Source organism: Pseudarthrobacter sp. TAF60_1, from assembly GCF_052113505.1.
In the GTDB taxonomy this organism is placed as follows: Bacteria; Actinomycetota; Actinomycetes; order Actinomycetales; family Micrococcaceae; genus Arthrobacter.
Window position 1 is genome coordinate 1 of record NZ_JBFRDI010000021.1, and the last position, 23494, is coordinate 23494.

The window sequence follows — 23494 nt, forward strand, 5'->3', positions numbered from 1 at the left end:
GCGGTGGAGGCTGGGGAGGTGCCGATGGCGTTGGTGGCGGTGACGGTGAAGGTGTAGGCGGTGCCGTTGGTGAGTCCGGTGATGGTGGTGCTGGTTGCGGGCGGGTTGCCGGTGATGGTGACGGGGGTGAGGTTGGTGGTGCCGGTGCGTGGGGTCACGGTGTAGGAGGTGATGGGTGAGCCGCCGTTGTTCGGGGCGGTCCAGGACACGGTGGCGGACGCGTTCCCTGCGGTGGCGCTAACCCCGGCCGGTGCCGCGGGCGCCGTCGCGGCAGGCGAGGTCAGCGCCTGGACGCCTTGGCGCACGGTGACCATCGGCAGCCCACTGTTCTTCACGGCCGCCATGTGGGAGTCCAGCACGGCTGTGTCAGTGTGATAGATGTCCCCGCCGATGTTTGCTCCCACCTCGTGGTAGACCAGAATCAGCCAGGTGTTGTTGGCTTTCGCGGAATTTATCCAGCCCTGGACTGTGGCGTTGGGGGTGGTGGAAACGACGTTTTGAACGAGGATATTGTAAGGATCGAAGCCGGCCAGGGCGTTAAACCCCTCGTCGGTGTTGCGCTGGGTGGCGTAGTAATTCTTCACCGCAGCCGTGGTCGTCGCGTTGTATGCCCCGTAGGGCGAAGCGAAATCGATCGCAGCGGAAGGACCAAACATCTGCTGCAGCGTTGCCTTGCTCTGTGAAAGCTCGTTGTTGAGCTGAGTTGCCGTGAGTGTGGTCAGGTCGGCGTGGGTGACGGTGTGGGACGCGATCTCGTCGCCGCGGCTGGCGAATGCCTGGATCTGGGCCTGCGTCATGTAAGTCGGAACGTCATTAACAGATCCGGAGATGATGTACATCGTGGCCGGAACCCCATATTTGTTCAGGACCGGCAGCGCATTGTTGTACTGGCTGGTCCACCCGTCGTCGAACGTCACACTCACCATGCCCCCGGCCGCGGCATTCGCAACAGGCATAGCCCAGAGAGAAGCCCCGCCAAGCACCAGGCACAGGGACAGCGGAACCGCCGCCAACCGTCTGATCGATGGTCGTTTTGCGGTATCCCCGGGCTTCCCTTGGCCCGAGGGGCGCTGATGGGCTCGCACACGGTCAGTCCAATTCCAGAAATCGGTCCCCAGTACTCCGAGTCGGTTCATGATGTCCATCTCGCCTACGCCCCTGCCTCGCGGTATTCCGTGCTGGCCGCCGGTCCCTACAGGGGTCCGAGTGGGCCAGCCTCGACTACGAGTGGGCCAGGATCCGAGGTCCGCCCGTGTGCTGCAGTCACGGTAGTCCCGGCAATAACTGAGTAGCCCGAGTAGTCAGTACTTGTATTAACCGTTGCTCACTACTTGGACGCTCTCGACGCAGGTACGTTCGTGCCGATTGGCCGCTGGTCAGAAAGGTGCAGCAGGCGTAGGCTCGGGTAGAGCATCAAAACGGCACGATCGTACCTATAGCGGATGGAACCGATGGAAGCACTCAAAGACCTGCTGTCCACCGAAGTCCGCGCCCGCCGCGTGCAGCTGGGCCTCACCCAGCGCGACCTCGCGGATATGGCCGGCGTCTCGGAACGGTTCGTCCGTTTTGTGGAGCAGGGCAAGCCAAGTATCCAACTCGATTCCCTGACCGCGGTCCTGGACACCTTGGGCATCGAACTCCGGCTCACCACCAGAACGAGCCAGGCTGCCCGCGCGATCAATGACGCCGCGGCCCCCAACACTGGTGAAGCGCAGTCATGAAGCACCGCATCGCGGACATCTACAAGGCCGGTGTCCTGGCCGCCAAACTCGAACGGCACGACGGCGGCACCCGGTTCAGCTACCTCCCGGCCTACCTGCAAAGCGGGGGACCCGCCGTCGCCAGTTCCCTGCCCCTCACCACCGACCCGGTGGTCTCAGCGGCCGGGGCGGCGCCGCCTTATTTCACCGGGTTGCTCCCGGAGGGGCGCCGGCTCAACGCCTTGCGGCGGTCCATCAAGACCAGCGCCGATGACGACCTGTCCCTGCTCATCGCCGCGGGAGCAAACCCGGTGGGCGACGTCCAGATTGTGGGCCACGGTGAGCCGCTGGACCCGGATGAGCACGCCGTCGAACTGGACCCCAAGGTGCCCGTGGACTTCGACCAACTGCTGGGCGACCCTGACCTGATCGACCCCGTGGCCCTCGCCGGTGTGCAGGACAAGCTGTCCGCCGGGATGATTTCGCTGCCCGTTGCCAGCGCGGGCAAGCGCTTCATCCTCAAACTCAACGCTCCCGAGTTCCCGCACGTGGTGGAGAACGAGCTGGTCATGTTCCGGTACGCGGCCAAACTGCGGATCCCGCTGAGCCCGGTGCAGCTGATCCGGGACGTCGCGGGCCGGCCGGGGCTGCTCGTGGAGCGTTTCGACCGGATCCCGGTCGCCGGCGGTAAGCCCGACGAGGTCCAGCGGCTGGCGGTGGAGGACGGCGCCCAGGTGCTCAAGCTCTACCCGGCGGACAAGTACAACGTGGGTTACGGGACGGTGTGCCACGCGCTGGCCGCCCACTGCGCCGCGCCGCTGCCCGCCCTCCGCAACCTCGCCATTCAAGGGGCTTTCGCGTGGCTGAGCGGCAACGGGGACCTGCACGCCAAGAACGTCTCCATGGTCCAGCAGCCGCACGGGGAGTGGATCATCGCGCCGGTCTACGACATCCCCTCCACAGTGGTCTACGGCGATAAAACCCTGGCGCTAACCCTGAACGGGAAGCGTAACGGGATTTCGCGTCGGCATTTCCTGGGCTGGGCCAACGATCTGGGGCTCACCGATCGGACGGCCGCCCAGGTAGTGGAGCTCGCGTTGAAAGCGTCAGGTCCGCTGATCGCTGACCTGGAGTCCGGTACGGCTTTCGCCGGCGTGGCAAGTCCCGGAAGGAACGACGACGGCGGCTCGCCGTTTCCGGACATGGTCACCAGGGCGTGGGTGAAGGAGCTCAAGCACCGCAGGCGCTTGCTGGAGGGCTGAGGCACCCACGGTGGGTGCCGTCGTCGTACGAAAGCGCTTAGAGGTGCTGGATGCCTGCCCGCTGCATGGCGTCCTTGTAGACTTCCACGCTCTTGGCCAAGAGGTCCTCCTGCTTGGCTTCGGAAACAGCAAAGGCCCGCCCGCCGAGCGCGCTGGCCTTGTAGATTTTGATGCCGCTGTTCTTCAGGGAGGAATGGTAGGTCTTCTCGAAGAGGGTGAGGAACGTGGAGGCATCCGTGCCGTGGGCGATGACTGCCGAGACCCGGCGGTTGATCTTCAGGAACTGGCGGAAGGGCCGCAGGCCATCCGTCTTTTCCTGGACGTTCAGGGCCGAGGGCAGTTCCGGATCGCGGACCCACGGGTAAGCGTTCCACGGCATCACGTAGCGGGGATCGAGTTCCGCGAGTTCGTAAATCTGGGTGGCCCGGCGGGCAGCTTCGTCGTCGTTGAAATGGGAGACGAACCCCGATTCGGTGCCCTTGCCCGGGCTCACATGGAGGCTGACGATCCGGCATTCGTCCTCGTCGTGCACGGGATCGATGTAAGGAACAACGGACCCTGGCTTCTTTTCCATCAGTTCGTCGCAAAGCTGCGTTACCGCCGCAATGTTTGGTTCCTGTAGCAGGGCCTTTTTTTCGTCCCAGTCAATCGTCACGATCTCTCCCTCAGCAGCAAGGCGTCCAGAATCAGGCGTCTTATGCCACTCTACGCTTTTGACGGTTTAGGTGCGCAGTGCCCGTTGGCTCACCGGACCAGCACCCGCCCGGGTAACGTCATCAGGATGAACAGGACAACGCTCAAGGCTGACGGCTTCGCAGGCTTCAAGCAGTTCGACAGCCTCGAGATCATGAGGGTTCCGCAAGGCACTGGCGTGTTCGCCGTCCTTCGGCCCAACGAGTACGAGCCACACTTCCTGAAAAGAAGCACCGCAGGCGTCTTCAAGAAGAAGATCCCCACAGTGCCGGCCGAAGCGCTGTTCAGTGCGTGGGTGGACGGCGCCGACATTCTCTACATCGGCAAGGCAGGGCCCGGAAGCAAGGGCAACCGGGGCCTCCGCAACCAGATCAAGGAGTTCCTGGACTTCGGGAGGGGACTGCCGCCGGGCCACTGGGACGGCCGGCTGATCTGGCAGTTGACCCATACGGACGAACTGATTATCGCGTGGAAAGAGGTGCCGCCCGATGAGGTAAATGACGCCGAGGCCAAGTACCACGCAGCTTTCGTCGCGGACCATGGCCGGCTGCCGTTCGCGAACCTGGTCCATGCCAAGCCGAAGAAGTGAGCCGGCGGCTAGCCCCTGCGCGGCAAATAGGTGTTGACGGGCCGTCCGGTGCTGCCATACACGAGGTGCAGCTGGATGTGTCCCTTGCGTTCGAGTTCGCTGAGGTAGCGCTGGGCGGTGGGCCTGCTGATGCCGATGCTGTCCGAAATGTCGCTGGCGCTCAATGGCCCGGCGTCGTTGATGATCGCGTCCAGCACCTTCTGCATCGTTGGCGGAAGCTGCCGTGAACGCTGCCGCACCTGTCCCGGGTTCCGCAGGCCAAAAAGCTGGTCGACGGCGGCCTGGTCGGCCACGGTCCGGGAATCCGACTCCTGCTTCAAGACCCTATAGGCGTCGAGTTGAGCCTGCAGCTGCTCGAATCCGAAGGGCTTGACCAGGTAATACACCGCCCCGCCGCGCTTTGCTGCCCGGACAGTTTCAATATCGCGGGCCGCCGTGATCATGATCGCGTCCACTTGCTCACCCTGGTCATGCAGGGACCGCAGGAGGCTGATCCCGTCCTCATCCGGGAGGTACACGTCAAGGAGCAGCAGGTCCGGCTTCAGCCTGGCGATCGCTTCCCTGGCCTCGGCGCCGGTGTGGGCTTCGCCGACGCACTCGTAGCCCTCAATCTTTGCCACGCGGGCAGCGTGGATGCGTGCGACGCGGTAATCATCATCGACCACCAAGGTGCGGATCATACGTTTTTCATTTCTGCAGGGAAGGACGTGGGCAGTGCTTCATCGGCCTCGGGTGCCGGGATCCAAACCTCGAAACGGCCGCCCGGGCCCGGGAACACGTCCATTGTCCCCCCTGAGCGGTGAACAATCCGCGCCACCAGGGCCAGGCCGATCCCGCGACGCATGCCGGGCTGGCTGTCTTTGGTGGTGTAACCGTCCGTGGTTATCTCGTGGATTTTCGACGCCGGGACGCCGGGCCCGCTGTCCGTCACCGAGATAAAGATTCCGGACGAGTCATCCAGATGGATGGTCACTTCGCGAGGGGAAGGCTCCGCAGCAACGGCGTCGACGGCGTTGTCGAGGAGGTTGCCGATGATGGTCACCAGGGCCTGGGTTTCCAAGAAGGGCTGCCGGAGCTGGGAGTCATCGGTCACCGTGACCAGTACGTCCTGCTCGGCCGCCACCGTGATCTTTGCGAACAGCAGCGCGGCCAGCTCCGGCGGTTCGAGCCGGGCGCGCAGCCCCTCACCCAGGGAACGGGAGGTGTCCGAGATGGTTGAGACAAAGCTTCGGGCCTTGTCCAGCTCGCCCATCTCCAGCAGCCCGTCCACCACATGAAGCCGGTTGGCGTATTCGTGCTCCTGCGCCCGCAAGGCCTCCATGAGTCCGCGTACGGACCGCAGATCCCGGACCAGATCCTCCACCTCTGTGCGGTCACGCAGCGTCACTACTGCACCGATACTCCGGCCGCCGAGGTTGACGGGCATCCGATTCACTACCAGCAGCGCGTCGTCGGTAATGACCACCTGATCGGCGCCGGCTACCTTTCCGCTGAGGACGTCCCGGAGCCTTCCCACGGGCAGCAGGCTTTCGAGTCGTCCGCCAAGAATACTTCCGTCCAGATGGAGCAGCCGCCGCGCCTCGGCGTTGATCACGGTGACGCAGCCGTCGTCGTCGACTCCGATCATCGCCTCCTTGATACCGTGCAGGAGGGCCTCGCGTTCCTGCAGCAGGGAAGCGATTTCTGCTGGCTCAAGATCGAAGGTGACCCTTTTGATGCGGCGGGCGAGCAATATTGAGCCGGCGCCGCTGATCAGCAGGACCACGGCTGAATATGCTGCGATCAGCCAGATTTGCTGGGTCACTTCGTCATTTTCGACCGTCTCGAGAATGCCCACCGACACCTGCCCGATCACTCGGCCGTCGGCGGAGCGGACGGGCGCCTTCGCGTTGGCCGAGGCGCCCAGGCTCCCACTGTCAGTGCCGACGTGGCTCTGGCCGTCCAGAACGGCCACTGGCTCCTCAAGAGTGCGCCCGATCAGATCCGGATTTGGGTGTGAGTATCTGACGCCGTTCCTGTCGGAGATCACCACATAGTCGGGCTGGGCCTGGGCCTGGACGCGTGTGGCCACATCCTGGAGAACATGCTGGGGATCACCGGACTGCACGGCCGCCACCACTTCGGGCATTTGGGCAACAGTGGTGGCGATTCCCAGGGCACGCAATTGATACTCGCGGCTCAGGGATTCGTTGCTGATCCGGCTGTAGAGGAACCCGCCGAGCGTCACGGTCAGCACCAGGATGCACAGGACCCACACCAGGATGCTCGTTGCGAGCGGCTTCGCTTTCAGCCGCGGCCGGCGGAACTTCACAGGGCTTCCACCTCGTCCCCTTCCTGTGCTTGCTTTAAAGCTTACGTGATGCAGTTCACGGCCACATTGAAAGGACAATCCAGTTCCTGCCGCCAGTTCGTCGACCACCAATGTCCTAATCAACACCTGCTCCTTCATTCAGTTACGGCAAGGTGCGCGTTTGCCGGTAGCCAGACCTTAAAGTTGCCCGATTGGCCTATCACCGAGCCGTTGTCATGAAGATCGGGGCCTTGGCGTTGGCCGAGGTGCCCAGGCTGCCCTGGTTGAACCCCACGTGGGTTTTGCCGTCCAGGACGGCGCCGGGGTCCTCCAGCTTCTGGCTGATCAGGGCCGGGTCCGGGTGGGAGAACCGGATGCCGTTGCGGTCGGTGACGACGACGTAAGCGGACTCTGCGGCGGCGGTGACCCCCGGGCGAGCCCGTCGATGACGTGCCCGGGATCCCGGACCGCCACGGCGGATCGGATCTCCGGCATCTGCGCGGTGGTGCCCGCAATGCGCAGGGCACGCAGCTGGTACTGCCGGTCCAGGTCTGGTTACCCCGGCCGGGCATTTACCCGATGGCAGAAAACGCACAAAACATGCACTTTTGCAGTTAAGGCGCACAACTTACTGAAGACTTCTGGCACGAACGATCACTTTCTAAGCTTGACAAAGTTCCAGTGATCCACATCACGGAGGAAAGCTGAACCGGAGAGAAACACCGGACCGTCTCAATTCCCTCACGCACCACGGTGGCGCGTCTCTTAACGAGTGGTTACAAGAACCAAAAGACAAAGACAGAGAGGTCTTAGATATGGATGCCATTCATCCCAACCGGCCGCCCGCGAACTCCGAGAGAGCGCAGGAAGCGGCGGGTATCGATATCATCGGCTTGACGAAGCGTTACCTCACGCCCAAGGGCGAGATATTTACTGCCATCACTGATGTGAACCTCAGGGTCGAACCGGGCCAGTTCTGCGCGATCGTCGGACCGACTGGTTGCGGGAAGTCCACGACGCTGGCGCAGGTTTCGGGGCTGGAGCAGCCAAGCGCCGGGACGGTGAGCGTCCACGATCAGATCGTCGACGGCATCACCAAGGGCGTCAGCTACATGTTCCAAGCAGACGCGCTCTTCCCCTGGAAGACCGTCCTGGGCAACGTGATGATCGGCCCGGTCCTGCTCGGCACGCCCAAGCACGAAGCGACCTTGCTCGCCATGGACTGGCTGCGCCGGGTTGGACTGGCCGGCTTCGAGGACCGCTACCCGCATCAGTTGTCCGGCGGCATGCGCAAGCGCGTTGCCATGGCCGCGGCGCTGATCAACAATCCTCGGATCCTGTTGATGGATGAACCCTTCGGAGCCCTTGACGTTCAGACCAAGGCGATTATGCAGAACGAACTGCTCCAGCTCTGGGAAGAACTGCGCCCCTCCGTCCTGTTCATCACCCACGACCTCGACGAGGCGGTGGCCCTCGCCGACAAGGTGGTCATCATGACCAGCAGCCCCGGCACCATCAAGGATGTCTTCGACATCGATCTTCCCAGACCACGCGGCGACGTCCAGCAGATCCGCCACGAGGAGCGGTTCCTGGAACTTCAGGGCCGGATCTGGGAATCCCTGAAAGACGAGGTCACCCGGGCCTACAAGCAAACGGCAGGTGCAGCAGCATGACAACGACAACCCAGCGCGGCGCACGCACGCAGGAGGAGCCGACAGAGCAACAGGACTCCGCCCGCCGCGCCATGAAGATCCGCAGGATGTGGGTCTTCATCGGGCGGGCCATCCTCGCTGTGGTCGTGATCGGGGGCTGGCAGTGGTTCACGGCCGTCGGCTGGGTCGATAAGTTCTTCTTCGGCCAGCCGTCCGGAATCTGGACCAGCCTGATCCAACTCTTCACAGAGGGCACAGCATTCGGCACGATCTGGGAGAACCTCTGGATCACCATCCAAGAGGCCTTCATGGGCTTCCTGCTCGGCACATTCGTCGGGGTCGTGCTCGGAATCCTGCTGGGCTCGAACAAGTACCTCGCAGCCGTCGTCGGCCCCTACATCCGGATCGTGAACTCAATCCCCCGGATCGTGCTCGGATCAATCTTCATCGTCGCGTTCGGCCTCGGAACCTTCCCCAAGGTGCTCCTGGCAGCCGTGCTGGTCTTCTTCATCGTCTTCTTCAACGCCTTCCAGGGCGTCCGTGAGGTGGACCAGAACCTGGTCGGGAACGTCCGCGTGCTGGGTGCATCCCCGCTTCAGGTCGCACAGCACGTGACCATCCCGTCGGCACTGACGTGGATCATCGCGAGCCTGCACAGCGCGTTCGGCTTCGCCATCATCGGCGCCCTCGTGGCCGAAGTGCTCGGCGCCCAGCACGGAATCGGGCTGATCATTAGCCAGGCGCAGGGAACCTTCAACCCCGACACGGTATTCGCCTGCATGGTGATTATCGCCGTGGTCACCCTCGGCGCGGAATACCTGATCACCCTGCTGGAGAACTCACTGCTCAAATGGCGGCCACCGAACCGTTCCGAAGCACAGGCGATCTGACGTTCACCGTCCTCCATTCCCTTCACCCAACACCCGAATCCTCAACATGAACAAAGGAAACGTACACCCATGATGAAGAACAAGATCTACGCCGTCGGCGCTGCCGGCATGATCGCCCTCAGCCTCGCGGCCTGCGGCGGCAGCACCGGAAGCGGCAGCAGCCCCGCAAGCGGCAGCGGCGCCGCCGACACCAGCTCGCTGCCCACCGTGAAGATGATGATCGGCGGCATCGACAAGCAGATCTACCTGCCATACCAGCTCGCCGAACAGCTCGGCTACTACCAGAAGTACGGTGTCAAGGTCGAACTCTCGACCGAGCAGCACGGCGGCGTCGGAGCTGAGGACGCAATGGCCTCCGGCCAGGTCGACATGACCGGCGCCTGGTATGTCCATACCGTCGACTTCCAGGCCAAAGGCAAGAACGTGATCAACCTCGTTCAGCTCTCAGGCGCCCCAGGGGAACGGGTGATGTGCGGGCCCAACAGCGGCGTCCACTCAGCAGCGGACTTCAAAGACAAGACCATCGGGGTCACCGACCTCGGCTCCGGGACCGACACCCTGACCCAGTTCCTCGCATCCAAAGCCGGCCTAACCCAAAAGGACTACCACACCCTCGCCGTGGGCGCCGGATCCACCGCAATCGCGGCCATCCAGCGCGGCACCGCCGACTGCGTCATGACCACGCAGCCCACCGTGGGCGCACTCCAGAGCAAGAACCTCGCCGTTCCGGCCGTTGACCTGGCCACCTCGGACGGTGTCAACAAGTCGCTCGGCGGAGCCTGGCCCGCCGCCGGGCTGCTAGCTCAGGCGGACTGGGTGAATTCCCACGAGGACGCCGTCCAAAAGGTAGTCAATGCCCTCGTCGACACCATGCACTGGATCAACACACACTCGGCAGCGGAAATCGCCGACAAACTGCCCAGCAACTTCGTTCAAAACAGCACCATCAGCAAGGACCAGTACGTGACCGCGCTGGATCAGGACAAGGCCCAGTTCCTGCCCGACGGCATAATGCCCGCCGGCGGCCCCAAGACGATCTTCGACATGGAGAAGACCATCGGCGTCGACACCTCCAAGGTCAAGATCCCCGAGACATTCACCAACAAGTACGCAGACGCCGCCAACAAACTGGAAGGCTACACGATCACGACCACCCCTGCCGGCGACGACGGCTGACGTAATCTCCACAGAGCAGGTAGAGGCGTGGTGTCAACGCGACCAACCAAATAACGCCTAACGACCGGCCTGCGTGGTACTCCACGCAGGCCGGTCGAACCCCTCACCTGCGCGACTGGACAAGGATCCTGACACGCCACGGGTTCAAGCGCCTTCCGGACCCACCCCCCCAAACGCTCGCCGCAGGTCTGACCCGCGGACGCGAAGCCCGCCCGGACAAGGACACCCCCATGCACGAAACCGCGACATTCCGCCTGGACATCACCGTCAGCCAGACCCCCAGCAGAGACGACCAGCTCACTGAGGCCGTCAACCAACTGATTCCCGCTGCCCTGGAACACCGGCACGGAATACTCGTCACCCAACACGATTCCGCCAGATACACCCTCGAGGTACACCCGTCAGTTCCTTGCGGAACAATCCTCGAAAAAAGACGCCCGCAACGATAAGACGAACCGCAACATCCCGGGAACTACGACCCCTTAAGCCGTTCCATCTCCCGCCGATCCTTCTTGGTGGGCCGTCCGGCGCCGCGGTCCCGCTGCGGCAGACCCAGTGCCGGTGCGACGGGCCTGGGCGGGGTGTGGTCGGTGAAGCAGTGCGATGCGGCCTCGGCCCCCACCCGTTTGGCAATCAAACGGCGGACCTCGAGAATTCGTTCGAAGCCGGACATCCGGATGGTGACGGTCTCACCCGTGACCAGCGTGGCCGACGCCTTCGCGGGGCTGCCGTTGAGCCGCACGTGTCCGGCCCGGCACGCGGCAGTGGCGGCGGAGCGGGTCTTGTAGGCGCGGATCGCCCACAGCCACGCATCAAGGCGGACGCTGGCTGGGGAGGCGGGAAGGCTGGTCATGGCTGGCACCGAGTATACGGCGTGGCACGTCCGGACTGGCAGCTCAGGGGGTGGCCAGCGGAAGGGTGATCCGCATGGTGGTCCCGTCCGGGCCCGTGCTGGCGATCTCCACAGTCCCGCCGGCGGCGGTGGCCACATCGCGGACCAGCGCCAACCCGATGCCGAAGCTGCGCTGCGCCCGCGTTCCGTCCGGACGCGGTGTCCGGACGAAGCGCTCAAAGATTCTGTCACGTTCGACGCCGGAGATCCCGCTTCCCGTGTCCGTCACCGTGATCACGGCGCTGCGGTGGTCCGCTGCCGCGGCGAGGGTGATGGTCCCGCCTGCCGGTGTGTGCGCCAGGGCGTTGTCAGCCAGCGCCAGGACGGCACGGCGCAAACTGCTTTCGTCGATCCGGGCCAGCGGACTCGTTCCCGCCGTGACGGCGACGCTGACCTCCTGATCGCGGGCGATGGTCCGGACGCTCTCCGCAACGGTTTCCACCACGCCTGCCACATCGATCGGTTCGGCAGGGGTTTCTGCGGAGCCTCCGGTTGCGGCCAGGAGCAGTTCGTTGACGATTGCCGTCAGGGCCGAGGTGTCCTGCCGGATCCGGACCAGAGCCTGCGCCGTCTTCGACTCAGGCGTGGTGTCACGCTGGGCCAGTTGGATCCGGGCGTCCAGGATTGCCAAGGGGGTCCGCAGTTCGTGGCTGGCATCCTGGACGAACCGGCGCTGCAGCGCCATCGCGGCACCGAGCGGCTCGATGGCGCTGCGGGCACTGAACCAGCCGATCATCCCGGCAAGGAGGATTCCTGCCGCACCGGCGATGATCAGGGCTTTGAGCAGGTCCTTGTAGTCAAGGTAGGCAAAGTCGGCGGCGGAGCTGGACGTGCCCGGCAGTTCCGGGTGGGACAGCTGGTTGGTCAGGTAAATCGCGGCCCCCGCGAGCAGGCAGAGCACCATGACGGCGCAGGCGGCACTGATGCGTAAGGCGATCCGGAGCGAGGCTTTGCGAAGGGTGGCCTGATCCGGGTCTGTGGCGGTCCGGGTTCTCTTATTCATGGCCGTCCCCGATCTGGTAGCCGACGCCGTGGACTGTGCGGATCACGTTCCGGGAAATCTTGCGGCGCAGGTGGTGCACATAGGTGTCTATCACGCTTGGCTGGTCTGTGGACGGGAAGACGGAGCCGATGAGCTCGTCCCGGCTGAAAACCCGGTCCGGTTCCGTGGCCAAGGCGGCAAGCAATTCGCATTCCTTCGCGGTCAGAGCCACCAAGGGCCCGTAAACGGACCGCACGGAACGGCCGACGGCGTTCAGTTCCCAGTCGCCGATACTCACCGTGGCCTGGGTGTAGCTGCGGGTCAGTGCGCGCAGGCGCGCACCCAGCTCGCCGGCGTCGAACGGTTTGGTCATGTAGTCATTGGCACCGGCGTCGAGGCCGCGGACCTTCTCATCCGTTGCGCCCAGCGCCGTCAGGATGAGCACCGGCGTCGAAATTCCTTTGGCCCGAAGGGCGGTGATGAGGGCAATGCCGTCCATGCCGGGCAGGCCGCGGTCCACCACCATGACGTCCCAGGGTTCCCCGAGGGCGGCGCTCAGGCCAAGCCTTCCGTCCGCTACCAGGGAGATCCGGTAGTCCCCTTCCAGCAGCTCGGCTATGAGCGGGCCCAGGACCGGATCGTCCTCGACCAGAAGCAGGGACGGCCGGGCATCTGTTGTCATGGGGCCTATTCTTCCGCGGCCAGCTCTTCCGCGCGCCGATCCTCGGATTCTTCGGCCGGTTCCGGGTCGCTGGCCTTGTTCTTGCGGCGCTTGAGGTACTCAATTCCCCACGGGATGACTGAGACCAGGACCATGGCCACGGCGATCAGGTCGATATTGTTGGCGATGATCTCGAAGTGCCCCAGCCAGGAGCCCAGCAGGATCACGGACGCCGACCAGGCCACAGCGCCCACGATGTTCCAGAGGGTGAACTTCCGGTAGGTGTAGTGGGCAATCCCGGCGGCCAGCGGGGCGTACGTCCGCACAATCGGCACAAAGCGGGCCAGCACCACGGCACCGCCGCCATGCCGGCGGAAGAACTCCTCGGTCTGGGTCAGGTGTGAGGTCTTCAGGATCCGGGCGTCGTCCTTGAACCACCGTCTGCCGAACTTCCGGCCGAGGAAGAAGCCCACTTGGTCGCCGGCCACGGCCGCCACTGAGACGACGCCGATCAGGACCGGGAGGGTGAGGTTCAGCTGCTGATGAAGCAGGCCCGCCGTGAAGAGGAGCGAATCCCCGGGCAGGAAAGGGAAGAGGACCCCGGATTCGATGAAAACCATCCCGGCGATGACCGCCAAAGCGGCCGGTCCAAACCCTTCAAGGAGCCCTGCGGGATCCAGCGGCGAGGAAGCCGCGACGGAGGCGGCCACCGTGGTCAGCGCATGAAATGACTGCATGATGCCTTTCTGAGGGCGGAGATTATTAGCGCAGGAATGGACGCGTGACGGCGTTCACCGGTACCCGCTGCCACACCCGGGGCGCGAGCCAGTTCCAGCACCCGCTCAGGAGGATCACAGCCGCGGTGCCCGCCAGAACCGACCCGACGACGTCGGACGGGTAGTGGACGCCGATGTACAGCCGGGACCACGCCACCAGGGCAATCACCACCACGCCGGAAACCGCGGCGAATTTCGCCCATCGGGTGCCCCGCGCCAGGAAATACACGGCGAAGGCAACGGTCACCGCGAAGGTGACATGGCCGCTGGGGAAACTGTCCGTTCCGGATTCCGGGGCCAGCGGATCGAAGAGCAGCGAAGCATCGGGGCGTTGCCTTGCGACCAGAACCTTGAAGATTTCGCTCGCCACCCAACCGGACACGGCCACCAAGCCAAACGCCACAGCGTTGACGGGAGCCCGGCGCACCAAGAGGAGGAACAAGGCGACGGCGGCGATCAGGAGAACCCCCGCTACAGGACCAAACAGCAGGTTCAGTGCCATGGCGAGGCCGGTGAGCAGCGCCACGTGATGCTGGCTGAGGTTCTGGTCCACGCCGAGCTCGGCAGTGCTGATACCAGGAACGTCGGCAACGGTGATGCCAAGAACCACGACGGCGGCCGCCAAGAGGATCCCCCACAGGGCCCAGAGCCGGGGCCGGGGGAGTACAAGGAGGCGCGTCCCTGCATCTCTTTGGGCGGTTTCTGCGCGGGCAGGTGGCAAACTTTGGCTGTGGACGGTTTCAGGCATCAAATACTCCGGCTCGCTCTCTGCGGCCGGCCGGCCGCGTCGGAACCAGTCTTTCCCAGGGCCCTTAAGGAATCCTTAAGAATGAAGCCGGTCAAGAACCGTTCGGCGTTTTCCAAGGTACATCCCTTAGCCTTGGCCAGTGCCCCCCTTCGAAGTTGTCATAGGCGCCTGGCAGATTGACTGGGCCGCCCTGCTCCTCATTGTTTCCTCGGGCGTGCTCTACGGTCTCGGCATTCGTGCGGCGGCGGCCCGTGGCCGCCATTGGCCGTGGTGGCGGACCGCGGCCTTCTACCTGCTGGGTCTGGGATCACTGACGGTCCTGACCTGCGGCTTCCCTGGCGTGTACAGCGCGGAACTGCGGTGGGCGTTCACGCTGAAAATCTCGTTGCTGCTCTTTGTGGTACCGCTGCTGATAGGGCTGGGGAAACCCATTTCCCTGGCCCGTGCAGCGCTTCCAGCAGGGGGCCTCGCGCGGCTGAACACCGTGCTGTCCCACCGGTTGGTGCGCTTTTTCAGCAATTCGCTGGCTGCACCACTGCTGGGGCTGGCCCTCTTTGCGACGTTCCTCACGCCGCTCTTTTACACCCTGAGAACGGATCCGGTGGCGGAGGCGCTGCTGACGGTAGGCGTTCCGTTGCTGGGCCTGCTGATGGCGCTTCCGATCATTGAAGAGGCCGATTTCCAGCGTTCCAGCGCCTTCATCACCCTCGAATTCGTGTTTGTCTTCATCGAACTGCTGGTGGACGCAGTCCCCGGGATCCTGCTGCGCCTCAACGGCCAGGTGCTGGACCATGTGACTACCGTGGCAGGCTCCGCGCCTACCTGGTTCCCGGGCGCCCTCCGGGACCAGCAGCTTGCCGGGGATCTCCTCTGGTTCATCTGCGAGATCGTGGACCTGCCGCTGATCATCCTGATGTTCATGCGTTTCTCACGGAGCGACAAGCGCGAGGCCCGCAGCTTCGACGACCTCACGGACCAGGAACTTGACGATCTCAACGCCGAGCACCTCAGGCGCGGCCGCTAAGCGACCAGGTTCGCGGCCGCCGTGTCCATATGCTCGCGGATGGTCTTCCGGGCCAGTGAGGCATCGCCGGTTTCGATCGCCGCAACGATGTCGTAGTGCCGGTCCACGCTCATGTTGCTCACGCCCTTCTCCTGGCCTGCGAACATGATGGACATCCGGATGGAACCTTCCAGCGACTCCCACGAATGCAGCAGGGTTTCGTTGCCCGTGAGCCGGCACAGCGTCCGGTGGAATTCCAGGTCCGACTCAACCCGGTCCTGCATGCTGGCCTTTTCGGCCGCGGCCATGGCTTCAATGGCGGACCGCAGGGAGGCAATGGCTTTCTGACGGTCGGGGAGTTCGCACAGGGTGCGGGCAGCCAAAGTTTCCAGCGCCGCGCGGACGGAATAGATGTCCCGGATTTCCTTGGCATCCAGGTGCCGAACGGAGAGGCGTCCGCGGGGGCCCGCGGAGAGCAGGCCCTCCTGTTCGAGCTGGCGCAGGGCTTCCCGGAGGGTGCCGCGGCTGATCTGGAGCATCTCCGAGAGTTCGGTTTCCACCAGATGCCGGCCGGGTTCCAGTTCCCCGCTGGTGATGGCGGCGCGCAAGGCGGCGAGGGCCTGCTCGCGGAGGCTTTTCTTCTGCAGTCCCAGCAGTGGCGCTGTTGCTCCGGCCATGGTGACCATCCTCAATGTCAGTGGTCGACTGTTTACAGTCGGTGTGTTAACAGCCGATGTTACGGCAGAAGCGCGACGCCGGGTGGGTTCGGCGCCGCGCTTCTCACCGGATCGGTGCTACTTCAGTTCTGCGAGGACTTTCGCCACGATTTTTTGGATGCTGAGCCCGTAGCGGTCGTGAAGAGTGGGGAGGGCACCGGCGTGGAGGAACTCATCCGGCAGCGCCACAGGCACCACGCGCTTGCCGAGGCCGGCGGTGACGACGGCGGAGGCCACCGTTTCGAAGAGGCCGCCGATCACGCTGTGATTCTCGAGGGTAATGGCGAGACGGTCGGTGTTGATTTCGGCCAGGACAGTTTCGGCGTCGAACGGCTTGATCGTTGGGGTGTGGACCACGGCGACGTCCACGTTGTGTTCGGCGAGTACCTTGGCCGCGTCCAGGGCGCGCATGGTCATCAGGCCGGAGGAGACAAACACCACGTCGTTGCCGCCGCGCAGCACCTTGGCTTTGCCGAGTTCGAATTTGTAGCCGTACTCATCCAGGACGGTGGGCACGTTGCCGCGCAGCAAACGCAGGTACGTGGGCCCGTCCGAAGCGGCGAGCTGGGGGACGGCCTGTTCGATGTCGATCGAGTCGCAGGGATCCACGATGGTCAGGTTGGGCATGCCGCGGAAGATCGCCATGTCCTCGGTGGCCTGGTGGCTGGGACCGTACCCTGTGGTCAGGCCGGGCAGCCCGCCCACGATGTTCACGTTCAGGTTGGGCTCGGCCGCGTCCAGGCACAGGAAGTCGTAGGCGCGGCGGGCTGCGAACACTGAGTAGGTGGACGCGAACGGAACGAGTCCGGTTTCGGCCAGGCCTGCGGCGGCGCCGAAGAGCAGCTGTTCGGCCATGCCCATCTGGAAGAACCGCTCAGGGAAGGCCTGCGCGAAGATGTGCATGTCCGTGTATTTACCCAGGTCCGCGGTGAGCCCGACGATTTTGTCGTTCTCCTGCGCTGCCTTGACCAGGGCGTGGCCAAACGGCGCGGACGCGGTCTTCTGGCCGGGTTCGGCGAAGGATGCGATCATCGCCGAGGTCTTCAACTTCGGTTTGGTGACGGCGGTGGCGCTCACTTGGTGTCTCCTTCGGTGGCTTCGAATCCTGCAGTCAGCTGTTCGCGGCAGGTCTGCCATTCGTGTTCTTCAATGCGCATGAAGTGCGCCTTCTCGCGCTCTTCCAGCAGCGGGACGCCGCGCCCCACTTTCGTGTCGCACAGGATCACGGAAGGACGTCCGACGGCGGCGGCCTGGTTTGCTGCGTTGTCGAACGCTGCGAGCAGCGCACCGACGTCGTTCCCGTCCACCCGCTGGGTGTACCAGCCGAAGGATTCCCACTTTTCGGTGACGGGTTCGGTGCGGAGAACGGTGTCCGTCTTGCCGTCGGCCTGCAGGGCGTTGATGTCCACCATGGCTGTCAGGTTGCCGAGCTGGTGGTGGTGCGCGCCCATGGCCGCTTCCCAGGTGGAGCCTTCGTCGAGTTCGCCGTCGGAGAGGAAGTTGTAGATCCTCGCCGTGGAGCCCTGGTAGCGCAGGCCCAGGGCCATGCCCACGGCGATGGTCAGGCCGTGGCCGAGGGAGCCGCCGGAGATTTCCATGCCGGGGGTGTAGGTGGACATCCCGGACATCGGCAGGCGGGAATCGTCCGAGCCGTAGGTCTCGAGTTCTGCCACGGGGACGATGCCAGCCTCGGCCAGCGCCGCGTAGTGGCCGATGGCGTAGTGGCCGGTGGAGAGCAGGAACCGGTCCCGGGCCTCCCATTCGGGGTCTTCGGCGCGGTAGCGGAGCTGGTCCGAGTACACGGTGGCGAGCATGTCCGCTGCGCCGAGGGCCTGGCCAACGTAGCCCTGGCCCTGGACCTCGCCCATGTTCAGGGCGTGGTGGCGGATCCGGTAAGCGGCGGCACTGACGCGGTCAAGGCGGTCAGCGGCAGTTTCCTGGGTCATTCGTTCCTTCTTTGGCAGTTCGTGAAGCTTCAGTTCCGGTGTGGCAGTCATGAGACGCTCACCGTGTTGGGGGTGCTTTTGGTGGCCTCATCCGCGAGCTGGCGCTCGCGCTTGCCCCACGTTTCCCTGGTGGCGAGGGCGGCCCACAGCCCGATGGCTGCATACAGGCCGAAGAGCAGCGCCGGGCCCATCCAGCCGAAGCTGACGAACAGCAGTGTGGTGATGAACGGTGTGAAGCCGGAGACCATCGCCGAAATCTGGTAGGCCAGGCTGGCGCCCGAGGAGCGGGTGTTGGCTTTGAACAGCTCGGGGAACCAGGCACCCTGGGCGCCGGCCAGTGAGTTCTGGCAGACGGCGTAGGAGATGACCAGGGTGGCGATGACGAAGAAGAACAGGCCGGTGTTGACCAGCAGGAACATGGGGATCGCGAACACCACGGCGAAGGCGCAGGACCAGATGTAGAGCGGGCGGCGGCCGATCCGGTCAGTCAGCCGGGCCCAGGCCTGGGTGGCGAAGATGCCAATCGCGGAGGCGATGCACAGGGCCACGAGCGTCTGGGTCTTGTCCGCCAGGTGCTGGCTGTTCAGGTAGGAAATCATGTAGGTAACAGAGACGGCGTAGCCGGCAGTTTCGGCGATGCGAAGGCCGATGCCTTTGACGATATTGCGCCAGTCGGTCTTGAGGACCTCGACGATGGGGGACTTCACAATGTGTCCGCTGTCCTTGACCTCGTCAAAGACGGGGGACTCGGGGACCTTGGAGCGGATGATCAGGCCCACCACTACCAGCAGGATGCTGGCCAGGAAGGGGATGCGCCAGGCGAGCTCGCCGCCGAAGTTCACGCTGACCAGGAAGACCAGGTTGGCCAACAGCAGGCCTACCGGGAAGCCGGCCTGGACCATGCCGGTGTACTTGCCCTTCTTCTTCCAGGGTGCGTGTTCGTAGCTCATCAGGATGGCGCCGCCCCATTCCGCCCCGAAGGCCAGGCCCTGGACGATGCGGACGAAGACCAGCAGTGCCGGGGCCAGCAGGCCTACCTGGCCATAGGTGGGAAGCAGGCCGATGACGAACGTGGCCACCCCCATGAGGATCAGGGAGGCCACCAGGACCGGCTTGCGGCCGAGCTTGTCGCCCAGGTGGCCGCCGATGATGCCGCCGATGGGACGCGCCGCAAAGCCGACGCCGAGTGTGGCGAAGGCAGCGAGCGTGCCGGTTACCGGATCGCCGGTGGGAAAGAATGCCGTGCCGAAGTACAGGGCTGCGGCGGTGCCGAACCCGATGAAGTCGTAGGTCTCGATGACGGCACCCACACCGGAACCGATAGCGACGCGCCGTGCGTCCTTCGTGCCATGCACGTGGCCGCGCATATTCAGAGCTTCGTTGCTCATAGCTGTTTCCCTTTCGGAGAGCGAGGAACGCTTCCGCACCGTCGCTGTCGACTGTTAACAAATGATATGCCAGTGTGACCCGCATCATGCATCAATGTCAACAGTCAATGTTTGAGGTTGACTGTTGACAGTGAATGGACCTACAGTGATTCACATCACCACCCGCTCATCCAGAGGATCAACGACGATGTTCAACTCCAGGCTTGGCTGCTCGTCCATCAGCTTCAGGCATCAGGCCCTGCCGGCCGCCCTGCGGACCATCAGCGGCCTGGGCTTCGAAGAGATCGATCTCGGCGCCCTCCCCGGCGTCTGTGACCACGTCCCGTACAGCCTGGATCAGGCAGCCGTCAGTGCCGTGACCGCAGAAGTTGCGGCCTCGGGGCTGCGGGTCCGCTCAGTCAACGGGGACATCGGAGACCTCAACGCCGTGCTCGACGCCTGCCAGCAGGCCGCCCGCGAACGGCACCTGGAAGCGCTGCTCACCCTCACGGTCAACACCGGCGCCAAGTCGCTGGTTCTCCCGTGCGGGGCGCTCAACCACGAACCGGTAAGAAGCCTCGAGACGGACCTGGACGAAATCGCCGCCCAACTCACCCACGCCGGCCAGCGAGCGGCGGAGTTCGGCGTCGAACTCTGGACCGAATCCCTGCACTTCCTGAGGTTCTGCTGGAACCTGGACCGCGCGGAACTGCTGGCCCAGCGGCTGGCGGGAACCGGCGTCGGCATTGTTATGGACTTCAGCCACATTGTCGCCGCCGGCGAAGACCCGCTGGAGTACCTCGAACGCCATGAAGGCCGCATCTCACACGTCCACCTCCGGGATGCGGTGCCGGGCAACATCAACCTCAGCATCGGCAACGGCCAGGCAGACTTCGCCGCCGGCCTCCGCGCGCTCGCAGCGAGCGGCTACACCGGCCACTTCTCACTCGAACTTGAAACCAGGGACGTCACGCACGACGAACGCCCCGCCGCCGCAGCAAAAGCGGCAAGCTTCATCACCGACCTCATCTGATCCATCAAAAGTCACTAAGTAATCCAAGGAGCATCATGACCACCATCCAGCGCACCGCCGTCCTCACCGGAGCCACCTCGGAACGGGGCATCGGCATCACCACCGCCCGCCGCTACGCCAGCCAGGGCTGGGGTGTGGTGATCCTGGACCTCGACGGCGAGAAGTCCGCCAAGGTCGCCGCGGAGATCGGCAACGAGTTCAACGTGCCGGCGTTCGGCCATGAAATCGACGTCGCCAACGAAGCCTCCGTGACCGCCGCCTACGCAGCGGTCAAGAAGGAAATCGACGCCGGCATCCTGCCCCAGGTCGGCGCACTGGCCAACATCGCCGGCATCACCTCCCCGGTGCCATTCCTGGAAACAACCCTGGACCTCTGGCACAAGGTCATGGACGTCAACGCCACCGGCACCTACCTGGTCACCAAGGCGTTCCTGCCGGACATGATCGAGAACGGCTGGGGCCGGATCGTGAACATGTCCTCTGTCTCCGCGCAGCGCGGCGGCGGCGTGTTCGGCAAGGTCCCCTACTCCGCCGCCAAAGCAGCCATCCTCGGCTTGACCAAGGCGCTGGCCCGGGAAATCGGCAGCACAGGCGTCACGGTCAACGCCATCACGCCCGGTGCCGTGGACACCAACATCCGGGTGGGCAGCACCGACGAGCAGGAAGCCGCCATCAACGCCGGGATCCCCCTGGGCCGTAACGCCACCACCGAGGAAGTCGCCGCCGTCATCACGTTCCTGTCCTCCGAGGACTCCGCCTACCTGACCGGCACCACCATCGACATCAACGGCGGAAGCCACATCCACTAACAGCTCCACGTAAGACCTAGGCCCACGTCAGAGAGCCCCACCATGACCAAGATTTTCAACGATCCTTCCGACTTCGCCGAAGAAGCGCTCGCCGGATTCTGCGACATCCACGCCGGCCTGGTCCGTCAGGTTCCCGGCGGCGCCGTGCGGCGTCACCGTCCGGCCAAACCCAAGGTTGCGGTCCTCGCGGGCGGCGGGTCCGGGCATTACCCGGCGTTCGCCGGGCTGATCGGCAGCGGACTGGCCGACGGCGCGGTGGTGGGTAACATCTTCACCTCACCGTCCGCGCAGCAGGCGTACGCCGTGGCCAAGGCAGCGGAGTCCGGCGCCGGGGTGGTGTTCACCTACGGCAACTACGCCGGCGACGTGATGAATTTCGGCATGGCCTGCGACCGCCTCGCCGCCGAGGGGATCCAGGTTGAGAACGTCCTGGTCACGGACGACATCGCCAGCGCGCCGCCGTCGGAATCCGAGAAACGCCGCGGCATTGCCGGTGACTTCACGGTCTTCAAGGTCATGGGCGCCGCGGCCGAAGCGGGCGCCGACCTGGCCGAGGTGGTGCGGCTGGGACGGAAGGCCAACGGCCTCACACGGACCATCGGCAGCGCCTTCCACGGCTGCACTTTTCCGGGCGCCGCCGCCCCGTTGTTCGCGCTCGAGGACAAGCAGATGGGACTCGGCCTCGGAATCCACGGCGAACCCGGCCTGTTCGACACCGATCTGCCGTCCGCCAAGGAACTCGGCCAGGAGTTCGTTTCCCGGCTGCTGGCGGAAACGCCTGAGGGTGCCGGCGACAGGCTCGCAGTCATCCTCAACGGCCTGGGCTCCACCAAGCATGAGGAACTCTTTGTCCTGTGGCTGGCGGTGGCCCCGTTGCTGCGGGAGGCCGGCTACACGCTGGTGCAGCCCGAGGTGGGAGAACTGGTCACCAGCCTGGACATGTCCGGTGTATCCCTCACCATCACGTGGCTGGACGAGGAGCTTGAGCCGTTGTGGACCGCGCCCGCGGAGACGCCGGCCTACCGCCGCGGGAACGCCGCAGTCCAGTCGGGTGACGCATCCGGCGAGGAAATGTCCGACGACGCCGCGGCACCTGCCGCTTTTGAGGCCACCGAGGATTCGCGCGAATACGCCGCCGCCTGTTTGGCGGCATTGGCTGCCGCGCGTGACTGCCTGCACACCGCCGAAACCGGGCTCGGGGACATGGACGCCATCGCGGGGGACGGCGATCATGGCCGCGGTATGGTCCGCGGGATCGACGCCGCAACAGCCGCCGCAGCAGCCGCGGCCGGACAGGGTGCAGGGGCAGGTTCAGTTCTGATCGCCGCCGGAGATGCTTGGGCGGACAAAGCCGGCGGTACCTCGGGGGTTCTTTGGGGTGCTGGCCTGCGGGCATTCGGGGAATCACTGGGCGATCAGCGCAGCCCTGACGCCTCGCAACTGGCGGCCGGTGTGGGTGCCTTCACGGACAGGATTACGGGTCTGGGCAAGGCGGAGCCCGGCGACAAAACCATGGTGGATGCCTTGGTGCCGTTCACGGAAACGTTGTCTCGCCTGGCGGCCAGCGGTGCAGAACCGCGCCCGGCATGGGAAGTTGCGGCCGTCGAAGCTACGGCGGCAGCCGAGGCCACGGCGTCGCTGCGGCCTCTCAAGGGACGGGCCCGGCCGCTTGCCGAAAAGAGCGTGGGCACACCGGATCCCGGGGCGACCTCCCTGGCGATGATTTTCACCGTCATGGGTCCGGCCCTGGCAGGTCCCGGCCAGCCGTCTCCTGCCGTAGCCGCCGTCAGCCGGCAGCAAGGAGCACTCTCATGACCACCACACCCGGAAAGCTGGGGCTGCGCCTGGTTTTGGGCGCCGATGAAGCCGGCGTGGACTACAAAAACCGCATCCTTGCCGATCTGCAGGACGATCCGAGGATCAGCGAAATCATCGACATTGGAGTCAACCGGACCGACGCCCCGGAGGACTTCACCAAGCCCTACCCCTACGTTGGCATCGCCGCCGGCGAGCTGATCCGCGACGGGCATGCCGACCGTGCCATCCTCTTCTGCGGCACGGGCATCGGGGTGGCCATTGCCGCCAACAAGGTGGACGGTATCCGCGCCACCACGGCCCACGACTCCTTCTCCGTGGAACGCTCGGTCCTGTCCAACGACTGCCAGGTCCTCACGATGGGCCAGCGGGTTATCGGCCTGGAGCTCGCCAGCCGGCTCGCCAGGGAATGGATCGGCTACAGCTTTGATCCGACATCGGCCTCGGCGGACAAGGTCAAAGTTCTCACGGACTTCGAAGGCTGCTGGCCGCCC

The 23494-nt window shown here is 64.7% G+C and carries 25 protein-coding genes and 1 pseudogene; 12 read left to right on the plus strand and 14 right to left on the minus strand.

Annotated elements, in window-relative coordinates:
* The coding region (locus tag AB4Y73_RS19235) for a polysaccharide deacetylase family protein (protein WP_441874080.1) at positions 1-956 on the minus strand (956 nt) is incomplete at its 3' end.
* Between the two features lie 495 nt (positions 957-1451).
* On the opposite strand from AB4Y73_RS19235, the gene AB4Y73_RS19240 reads away from it, so the two are divergent.
* Together AB4Y73_RS19240 and AB4Y73_RS19245 are read left to right on the plus strand one after the other, a co-directional pair.
* Positions 1452-1721, plus strand: coding sequence for a helix-turn-helix transcriptional regulator (locus AB4Y73_RS19240; protein WP_441874082.1), 270 nt, complete (start codon positions 1452-1454; stop codon positions 1719-1721).
* Positions 1718-2962 (plus strand): type II toxin-antitoxin system HipA family toxin, encoded by a 1245-nt coding sequence (locus AB4Y73_RS19245; RefSeq protein ID WP_441874084.1) that lies wholly within the window; start codon positions 1718-1720, stop codon positions 2960-2962. Before AB4Y73_RS19240 ends, AB4Y73_RS19245 begins: the two co-directional genes overlap by 4 nt.
* Before the next feature lie 37 nt (positions 2963-2999).
* Here the strand turns inward: AB4Y73_RS19245 and AB4Y73_RS19250 are convergent, their stop codons facing one another.
* Positions 3000-3617, minus strand: coding sequence for a uracil-DNA glycosylase (locus AB4Y73_RS19250; RefSeq protein WP_164204097.1), 618 nt, complete (start codon positions 3615-3617; stop codon positions 3000-3002).
* A gap of 120 nt (positions 3618-3737) precedes the next feature.
* Here AB4Y73_RS19250 and AB4Y73_RS19255 point away from each other — a divergent pair, with 120 nt between their 5' ends.
* Positions 3738-4244, plus strand: coding sequence for a hypothetical protein (locus tag AB4Y73_RS19255; RefSeq protein WP_441874182.1), 507 nt, complete (start codon positions 3738-3740; stop codon positions 4242-4244).
* Positions 4245-4252: 8 nt separating this feature from the next.
* Here the strand turns inward: AB4Y73_RS19255 and AB4Y73_RS19260 are convergent, their stop codons facing one another.
* The 3 genes from AB4Y73_RS19260 to AB4Y73_RS19270 all read right to left on the minus strand — a co-directional run bounded on the left by AB4Y73_RS19260 (position 4253) and on the right by AB4Y73_RS19270 (position 7129).
* Positions 4253-4924, minus strand: a complete 672-nt coding sequence (locus AB4Y73_RS19260; protein ID WP_441874086.1) for a response regulator — start codon at positions 4922-4924, stop codon at positions 4253-4255.
* Positions 4921-6555 carry an ATP-binding protein gene (locus AB4Y73_RS19265; RefSeq protein WP_441874088.1) on the minus strand — a complete coding sequence of 545 codons (1635 nt, stop codon included), beginning with the start codon at positions 6553-6555 and terminating at the stop codon, positions 4921-4923. Before AB4Y73_RS19265 ends, AB4Y73_RS19260 begins: the two co-directional genes overlap by 4 nt.
* Before the next feature lie 199 nt (positions 6556-6754).
* Positions 6755-7129: a hypothetical protein gene (locus tag AB4Y73_RS19270; RefSeq protein ID WP_441874090.1), complete on the minus strand. Its 375-nt coding sequence runs from the start codon at positions 7127-7129 to the stop codon at positions 6755-6757.
* 220 nt (positions 7130-7349) lie between these two features.
* Between AB4Y73_RS19270 and AB4Y73_RS19275 the strand changes: the two genes are divergently transcribed.
* The 4 genes from AB4Y73_RS19275 to AB4Y73_RS19290 all read left to right on the plus strand — a co-directional run bounded on the left by AB4Y73_RS19275 (position 7350) and on the right by AB4Y73_RS19290 (position 10701).
* The gene (locus AB4Y73_RS19275) at positions 7350-8207 is read left to right on the plus strand and encodes an ABC transporter ATP-binding protein (RefSeq protein WP_441874092.1); all 858 of its coding nucleotides are present in this window, start codon (positions 7350-7352) and stop codon (positions 8205-8207) included.
* Complete coding sequence (locus tag AB4Y73_RS19280) at positions 8204-9076, plus strand: ABC transporter permease (protein ID WP_441874094.1); 873 nt, start codon at positions 8204-8206, stop codon at positions 9074-9076. The genes AB4Y73_RS19275 and AB4Y73_RS19280 overlap by 4 nt, the downstream gene beginning before the upstream one ends.
* 69 nt (positions 9077-9145) lie before the next feature.
* The gene (locus AB4Y73_RS19285; RefSeq protein ID WP_441874096.1) at positions 9146-10252 is read left to right on the plus strand and encodes an ABC transporter substrate-binding protein; all 1107 of its coding nucleotides are present in this window, start codon (positions 9146-9148) and stop codon (positions 10250-10252) included.
* A gap of 230 nt (positions 10253-10482) precedes the next feature.
* Entirely contained in the window at positions 10483-10701 is a 219-nt protein-coding gene (locus AB4Y73_RS19290) for a hypothetical protein (protein ID WP_441874098.1), read from the plus strand.
* Between the two features lie 23 nt (positions 10702-10724).
* Here the strand turns inward: AB4Y73_RS19290 and AB4Y73_RS19295 are convergent, their stop codons facing one another.
* The 5 genes from AB4Y73_RS19295 to AB4Y73_RS19315 are packed head-to-tail and all read right to left on the minus strand — an operon-like array spanning position 10725 to position 14311.
* On the minus strand, positions 10725-11105 hold the full coding sequence (locus AB4Y73_RS19295; protein WP_164204101.1) for an RNA-binding S4 domain-containing protein: 381 nt from the start codon (positions 11103-11105) through the stop codon (positions 10725-10727).
* A 43-nt stretch (positions 11106-11148) separates the two neighbouring features.
* A complete protein-coding gene (locus tag AB4Y73_RS19300; RefSeq protein WP_441874100.1) occupies positions 11149-12147 on the minus strand; it encodes a sensor histidine kinase in 999 nt (332 codons plus the stop codon).
* Positions 12140-12808, minus strand: a complete 669-nt coding sequence (locus AB4Y73_RS19305) for a response regulator transcription factor (protein WP_441874102.1) — start codon at positions 12806-12808, stop codon at positions 12140-12142. Before AB4Y73_RS19305 ends, AB4Y73_RS19300 begins: the two co-directional genes overlap by 8 nt.
* A gap of 5 nt (positions 12809-12813) precedes the next feature.
* Positions 12814-13524: a DedA family protein gene (locus tag AB4Y73_RS19310; RefSeq protein ID WP_441874104.1), complete on the minus strand. Its 711-nt coding sequence runs from the start codon at positions 13522-13524 to the stop codon at positions 12814-12816.
* 25 nt (positions 13525-13549) lie between these two features.
* A complete protein-coding gene (locus AB4Y73_RS19315) occupies positions 13550-14311 on the minus strand; it encodes a phosphatase PAP2 family protein (protein ID WP_441874106.1) in 762 nt (253 codons plus the stop codon).
* Between the two features lie 139 nt (positions 14312-14450).
* On the opposite strand from AB4Y73_RS19315, the gene AB4Y73_RS19320 reads away from it, so the two are divergent.
* The gene (locus AB4Y73_RS19320) at positions 14451-15335 is read left to right on the plus strand and encodes a cytochrome c oxidase assembly protein (RefSeq protein WP_441874108.1); all 885 of its coding nucleotides are present in this window, start codon (positions 14451-14453) and stop codon (positions 15333-15335) included.
* On the opposite strand, the gene AB4Y73_RS19325 is transcribed toward AB4Y73_RS19320, so the two are convergent.
* The 4 genes from AB4Y73_RS19325 to AB4Y73_RS19340 form a co-directional block, all read right to left on the minus strand.
* Positions 15332-15991, minus strand: a complete 660-nt coding sequence (locus AB4Y73_RS19325) for a GntR family transcriptional regulator (RefSeq protein ID WP_441874110.1) — start codon at positions 15989-15991, stop codon at positions 15332-15334. The genes AB4Y73_RS19320 and AB4Y73_RS19325 overlap by 4 nt on opposite strands.
* A gap of 117 nt (positions 15992-16108) precedes the next feature.
* On the minus strand, positions 16109-17062 hold the full coding sequence (locus tag AB4Y73_RS19330; RefSeq protein WP_441874184.1) for a transketolase family protein: 954 nt from the start codon (positions 17060-17062) through the stop codon (positions 16109-16111).
* Positions 17063-17103: 41 nt separating this feature from the next.
* On the minus strand, positions 17104-17976 hold the full coding sequence (locus AB4Y73_RS19335) for a transketolase (protein WP_441874112.1): 873 nt from the start codon (positions 17974-17976) through the stop codon (positions 17104-17106).
* Positions 17977-18023: 47 nt separating this feature from the next.
* Positions 18024-19364: an MFS transporter gene (locus AB4Y73_RS19340; RefSeq protein WP_441874114.1), complete on the minus strand. Its 1341-nt coding sequence runs from the start codon at positions 19362-19364 to the stop codon at positions 18024-18026.
* 187 nt (positions 19365-19551) lie between these two features.
* Here AB4Y73_RS19340 and AB4Y73_RS19345 point away from each other — a divergent pair, with 187 nt between their 5' ends.
* The 4 genes and pseudogenes from AB4Y73_RS19345 to AB4Y73_RS19360 form a co-directional block, all read left to right on the plus strand.
* A complete protein-coding gene (locus AB4Y73_RS19345; RefSeq protein ID WP_441874116.1) occupies positions 19552-20376 on the plus strand; it encodes a sugar phosphate isomerase/epimerase family protein in 825 nt (274 codons plus the stop codon).
* A 35-nt stretch (positions 20377-20411) separates the two neighbouring features.
* Positions 20412-21185, plus strand: coding sequence for an SDR family NAD(P)-dependent oxidoreductase (locus AB4Y73_RS19350; RefSeq protein WP_441874118.1), 774 nt, complete (start codon positions 20412-20414; stop codon positions 21183-21185).
* Between the two features lie 42 nt (positions 21186-21227).
* On the plus strand, positions 21228-23000 hold the full coding sequence (locus AB4Y73_RS19355) for a dihydroxyacetone kinase family protein (protein ID WP_441874120.1): 1773 nt from the start codon (positions 21228-21230) through the stop codon (positions 22998-23000).
* Positions 22997-23485 (plus strand): annotated as a pseudogene (locus tag AB4Y73_RS19360) (RpiB/LacA/LacB family sugar-phosphate isomerase); the annotation flags it as partial. The gene AB4Y73_RS19355 and the pseudogene AB4Y73_RS19360, both read left to right, overlap by 4 nt.
* Positions 23486-23494 lie beyond the last annotated feature (9 nt).

Coding starts and splice junctions, on each gene's coding strand:
- AB4Y73_RS19240 (WP_441874082.1), top strand. CDS start 1,452: ATGGAAGCACTCAAAGACCTGCTGTCCACCGAAGTCCGCGCCCGCCGC.
- AB4Y73_RS19245 (WP_441874084.1), top strand. CDS start 1,718: ATGAAGCACCGCATCGCGGACATCTACAAGGCCGGTGTCCTGGCCGCC.
- AB4Y73_RS19260 (WP_441874086.1), bottom strand. CDS start 4,924: ATGATCCGCACCTTGGTGGTCGATGATGATTACCGCGTCGCACGCATC.
- AB4Y73_RS19275 (WP_441874092.1), top strand. CDS start 7,350: ATGGATGCCATTCATCCCAACCGGCCGCCCGCGAACTCCGAGAGAGCG.
- AB4Y73_RS19280 (WP_441874094.1), top strand. CDS start 8,204: ATGACAACGACAACCCAGCGCGGCGCACGCACGCAGGAGGAGCCGACA.
- AB4Y73_RS19285 (WP_441874096.1), top strand. CDS start 9,146: ATGATGAAGAACAAGATCTACGCCGTCGGCGCTGCCGGCATGATCGCC.
- AB4Y73_RS19290 (WP_441874098.1), top strand. CDS start 10,483: ATGCACGAAACCGCGACATTCCGCCTGGACATCACCGTCAGCCAGACC.
- AB4Y73_RS19295 (WP_164204101.1), bottom strand. CDS start 11,105: ATGACCAGCCTTCCCGCCTCCCCAGCCAGCGTCCGCCTTGATGCGTGG.
- AB4Y73_RS19300 (WP_441874100.1), bottom strand. CDS start 12,147: ATGAATAAGAGAACCCGGACCGCCACAGACCCGGATCAGGCCACCCTT.
- AB4Y73_RS19305 (WP_441874102.1), bottom strand. CDS start 12,808: ATGACAACAGATGCCCGGCCGTCCCTGCTTCTGGTCGAGGACGATCCG.
- AB4Y73_RS19310 (WP_441874104.1), bottom strand. CDS start 13,524: ATGCAGTCATTTCATGCGCTGACCACGGTGGCCGCCTCCGTCGCGGCT.
- AB4Y73_RS19315 (WP_441874106.1), bottom strand. CDS start 14,311: ATGCCTGAAACCGTCCACAGCCAAAGTTTGCCACCTGCCCGCGCAGAA.
- AB4Y73_RS19325 (WP_441874110.1), bottom strand. CDS start 15,991: ATGGCCGGAGCAACAGCGCCACTGCTGGGACTGCAGAAGAAAAGCCTC.
- AB4Y73_RS19330 (WP_441874184.1), bottom strand. CDS start 17,062: ATGATCGCATCCTTCGCCGAACCCGGCCAGAAGACCGCGTCCGCGCCG.
- AB4Y73_RS19335 (WP_441874112.1), bottom strand. CDS start 17,976: ATGACCCAGGAAACTGCCGCTGACCGCCTTGACCGCGTCAGTGCCGCC.
- AB4Y73_RS19340 (WP_441874114.1), bottom strand. CDS start 19,364: ATGAGCAACGAAGCTCTGAATATGCGCGGCCACGTGCATGGCACGAAG.
- AB4Y73_RS19345 (WP_441874116.1), top strand. CDS start 19,552: ATGTTCAACTCCAGGCTTGGCTGCTCGTCCATCAGCTTCAGGCATCAG.
- AB4Y73_RS19350 (WP_441874118.1), top strand. CDS start 20,412: ATGACCACCATCCAGCGCACCGCCGTCCTCACCGGAGCCACCTCGGAA.
- AB4Y73_RS19355 (WP_441874120.1), top strand. CDS start 21,228: ATGACCAAGATTTTCAACGATCCTTCCGACTTCGCCGAAGAAGCGCTC.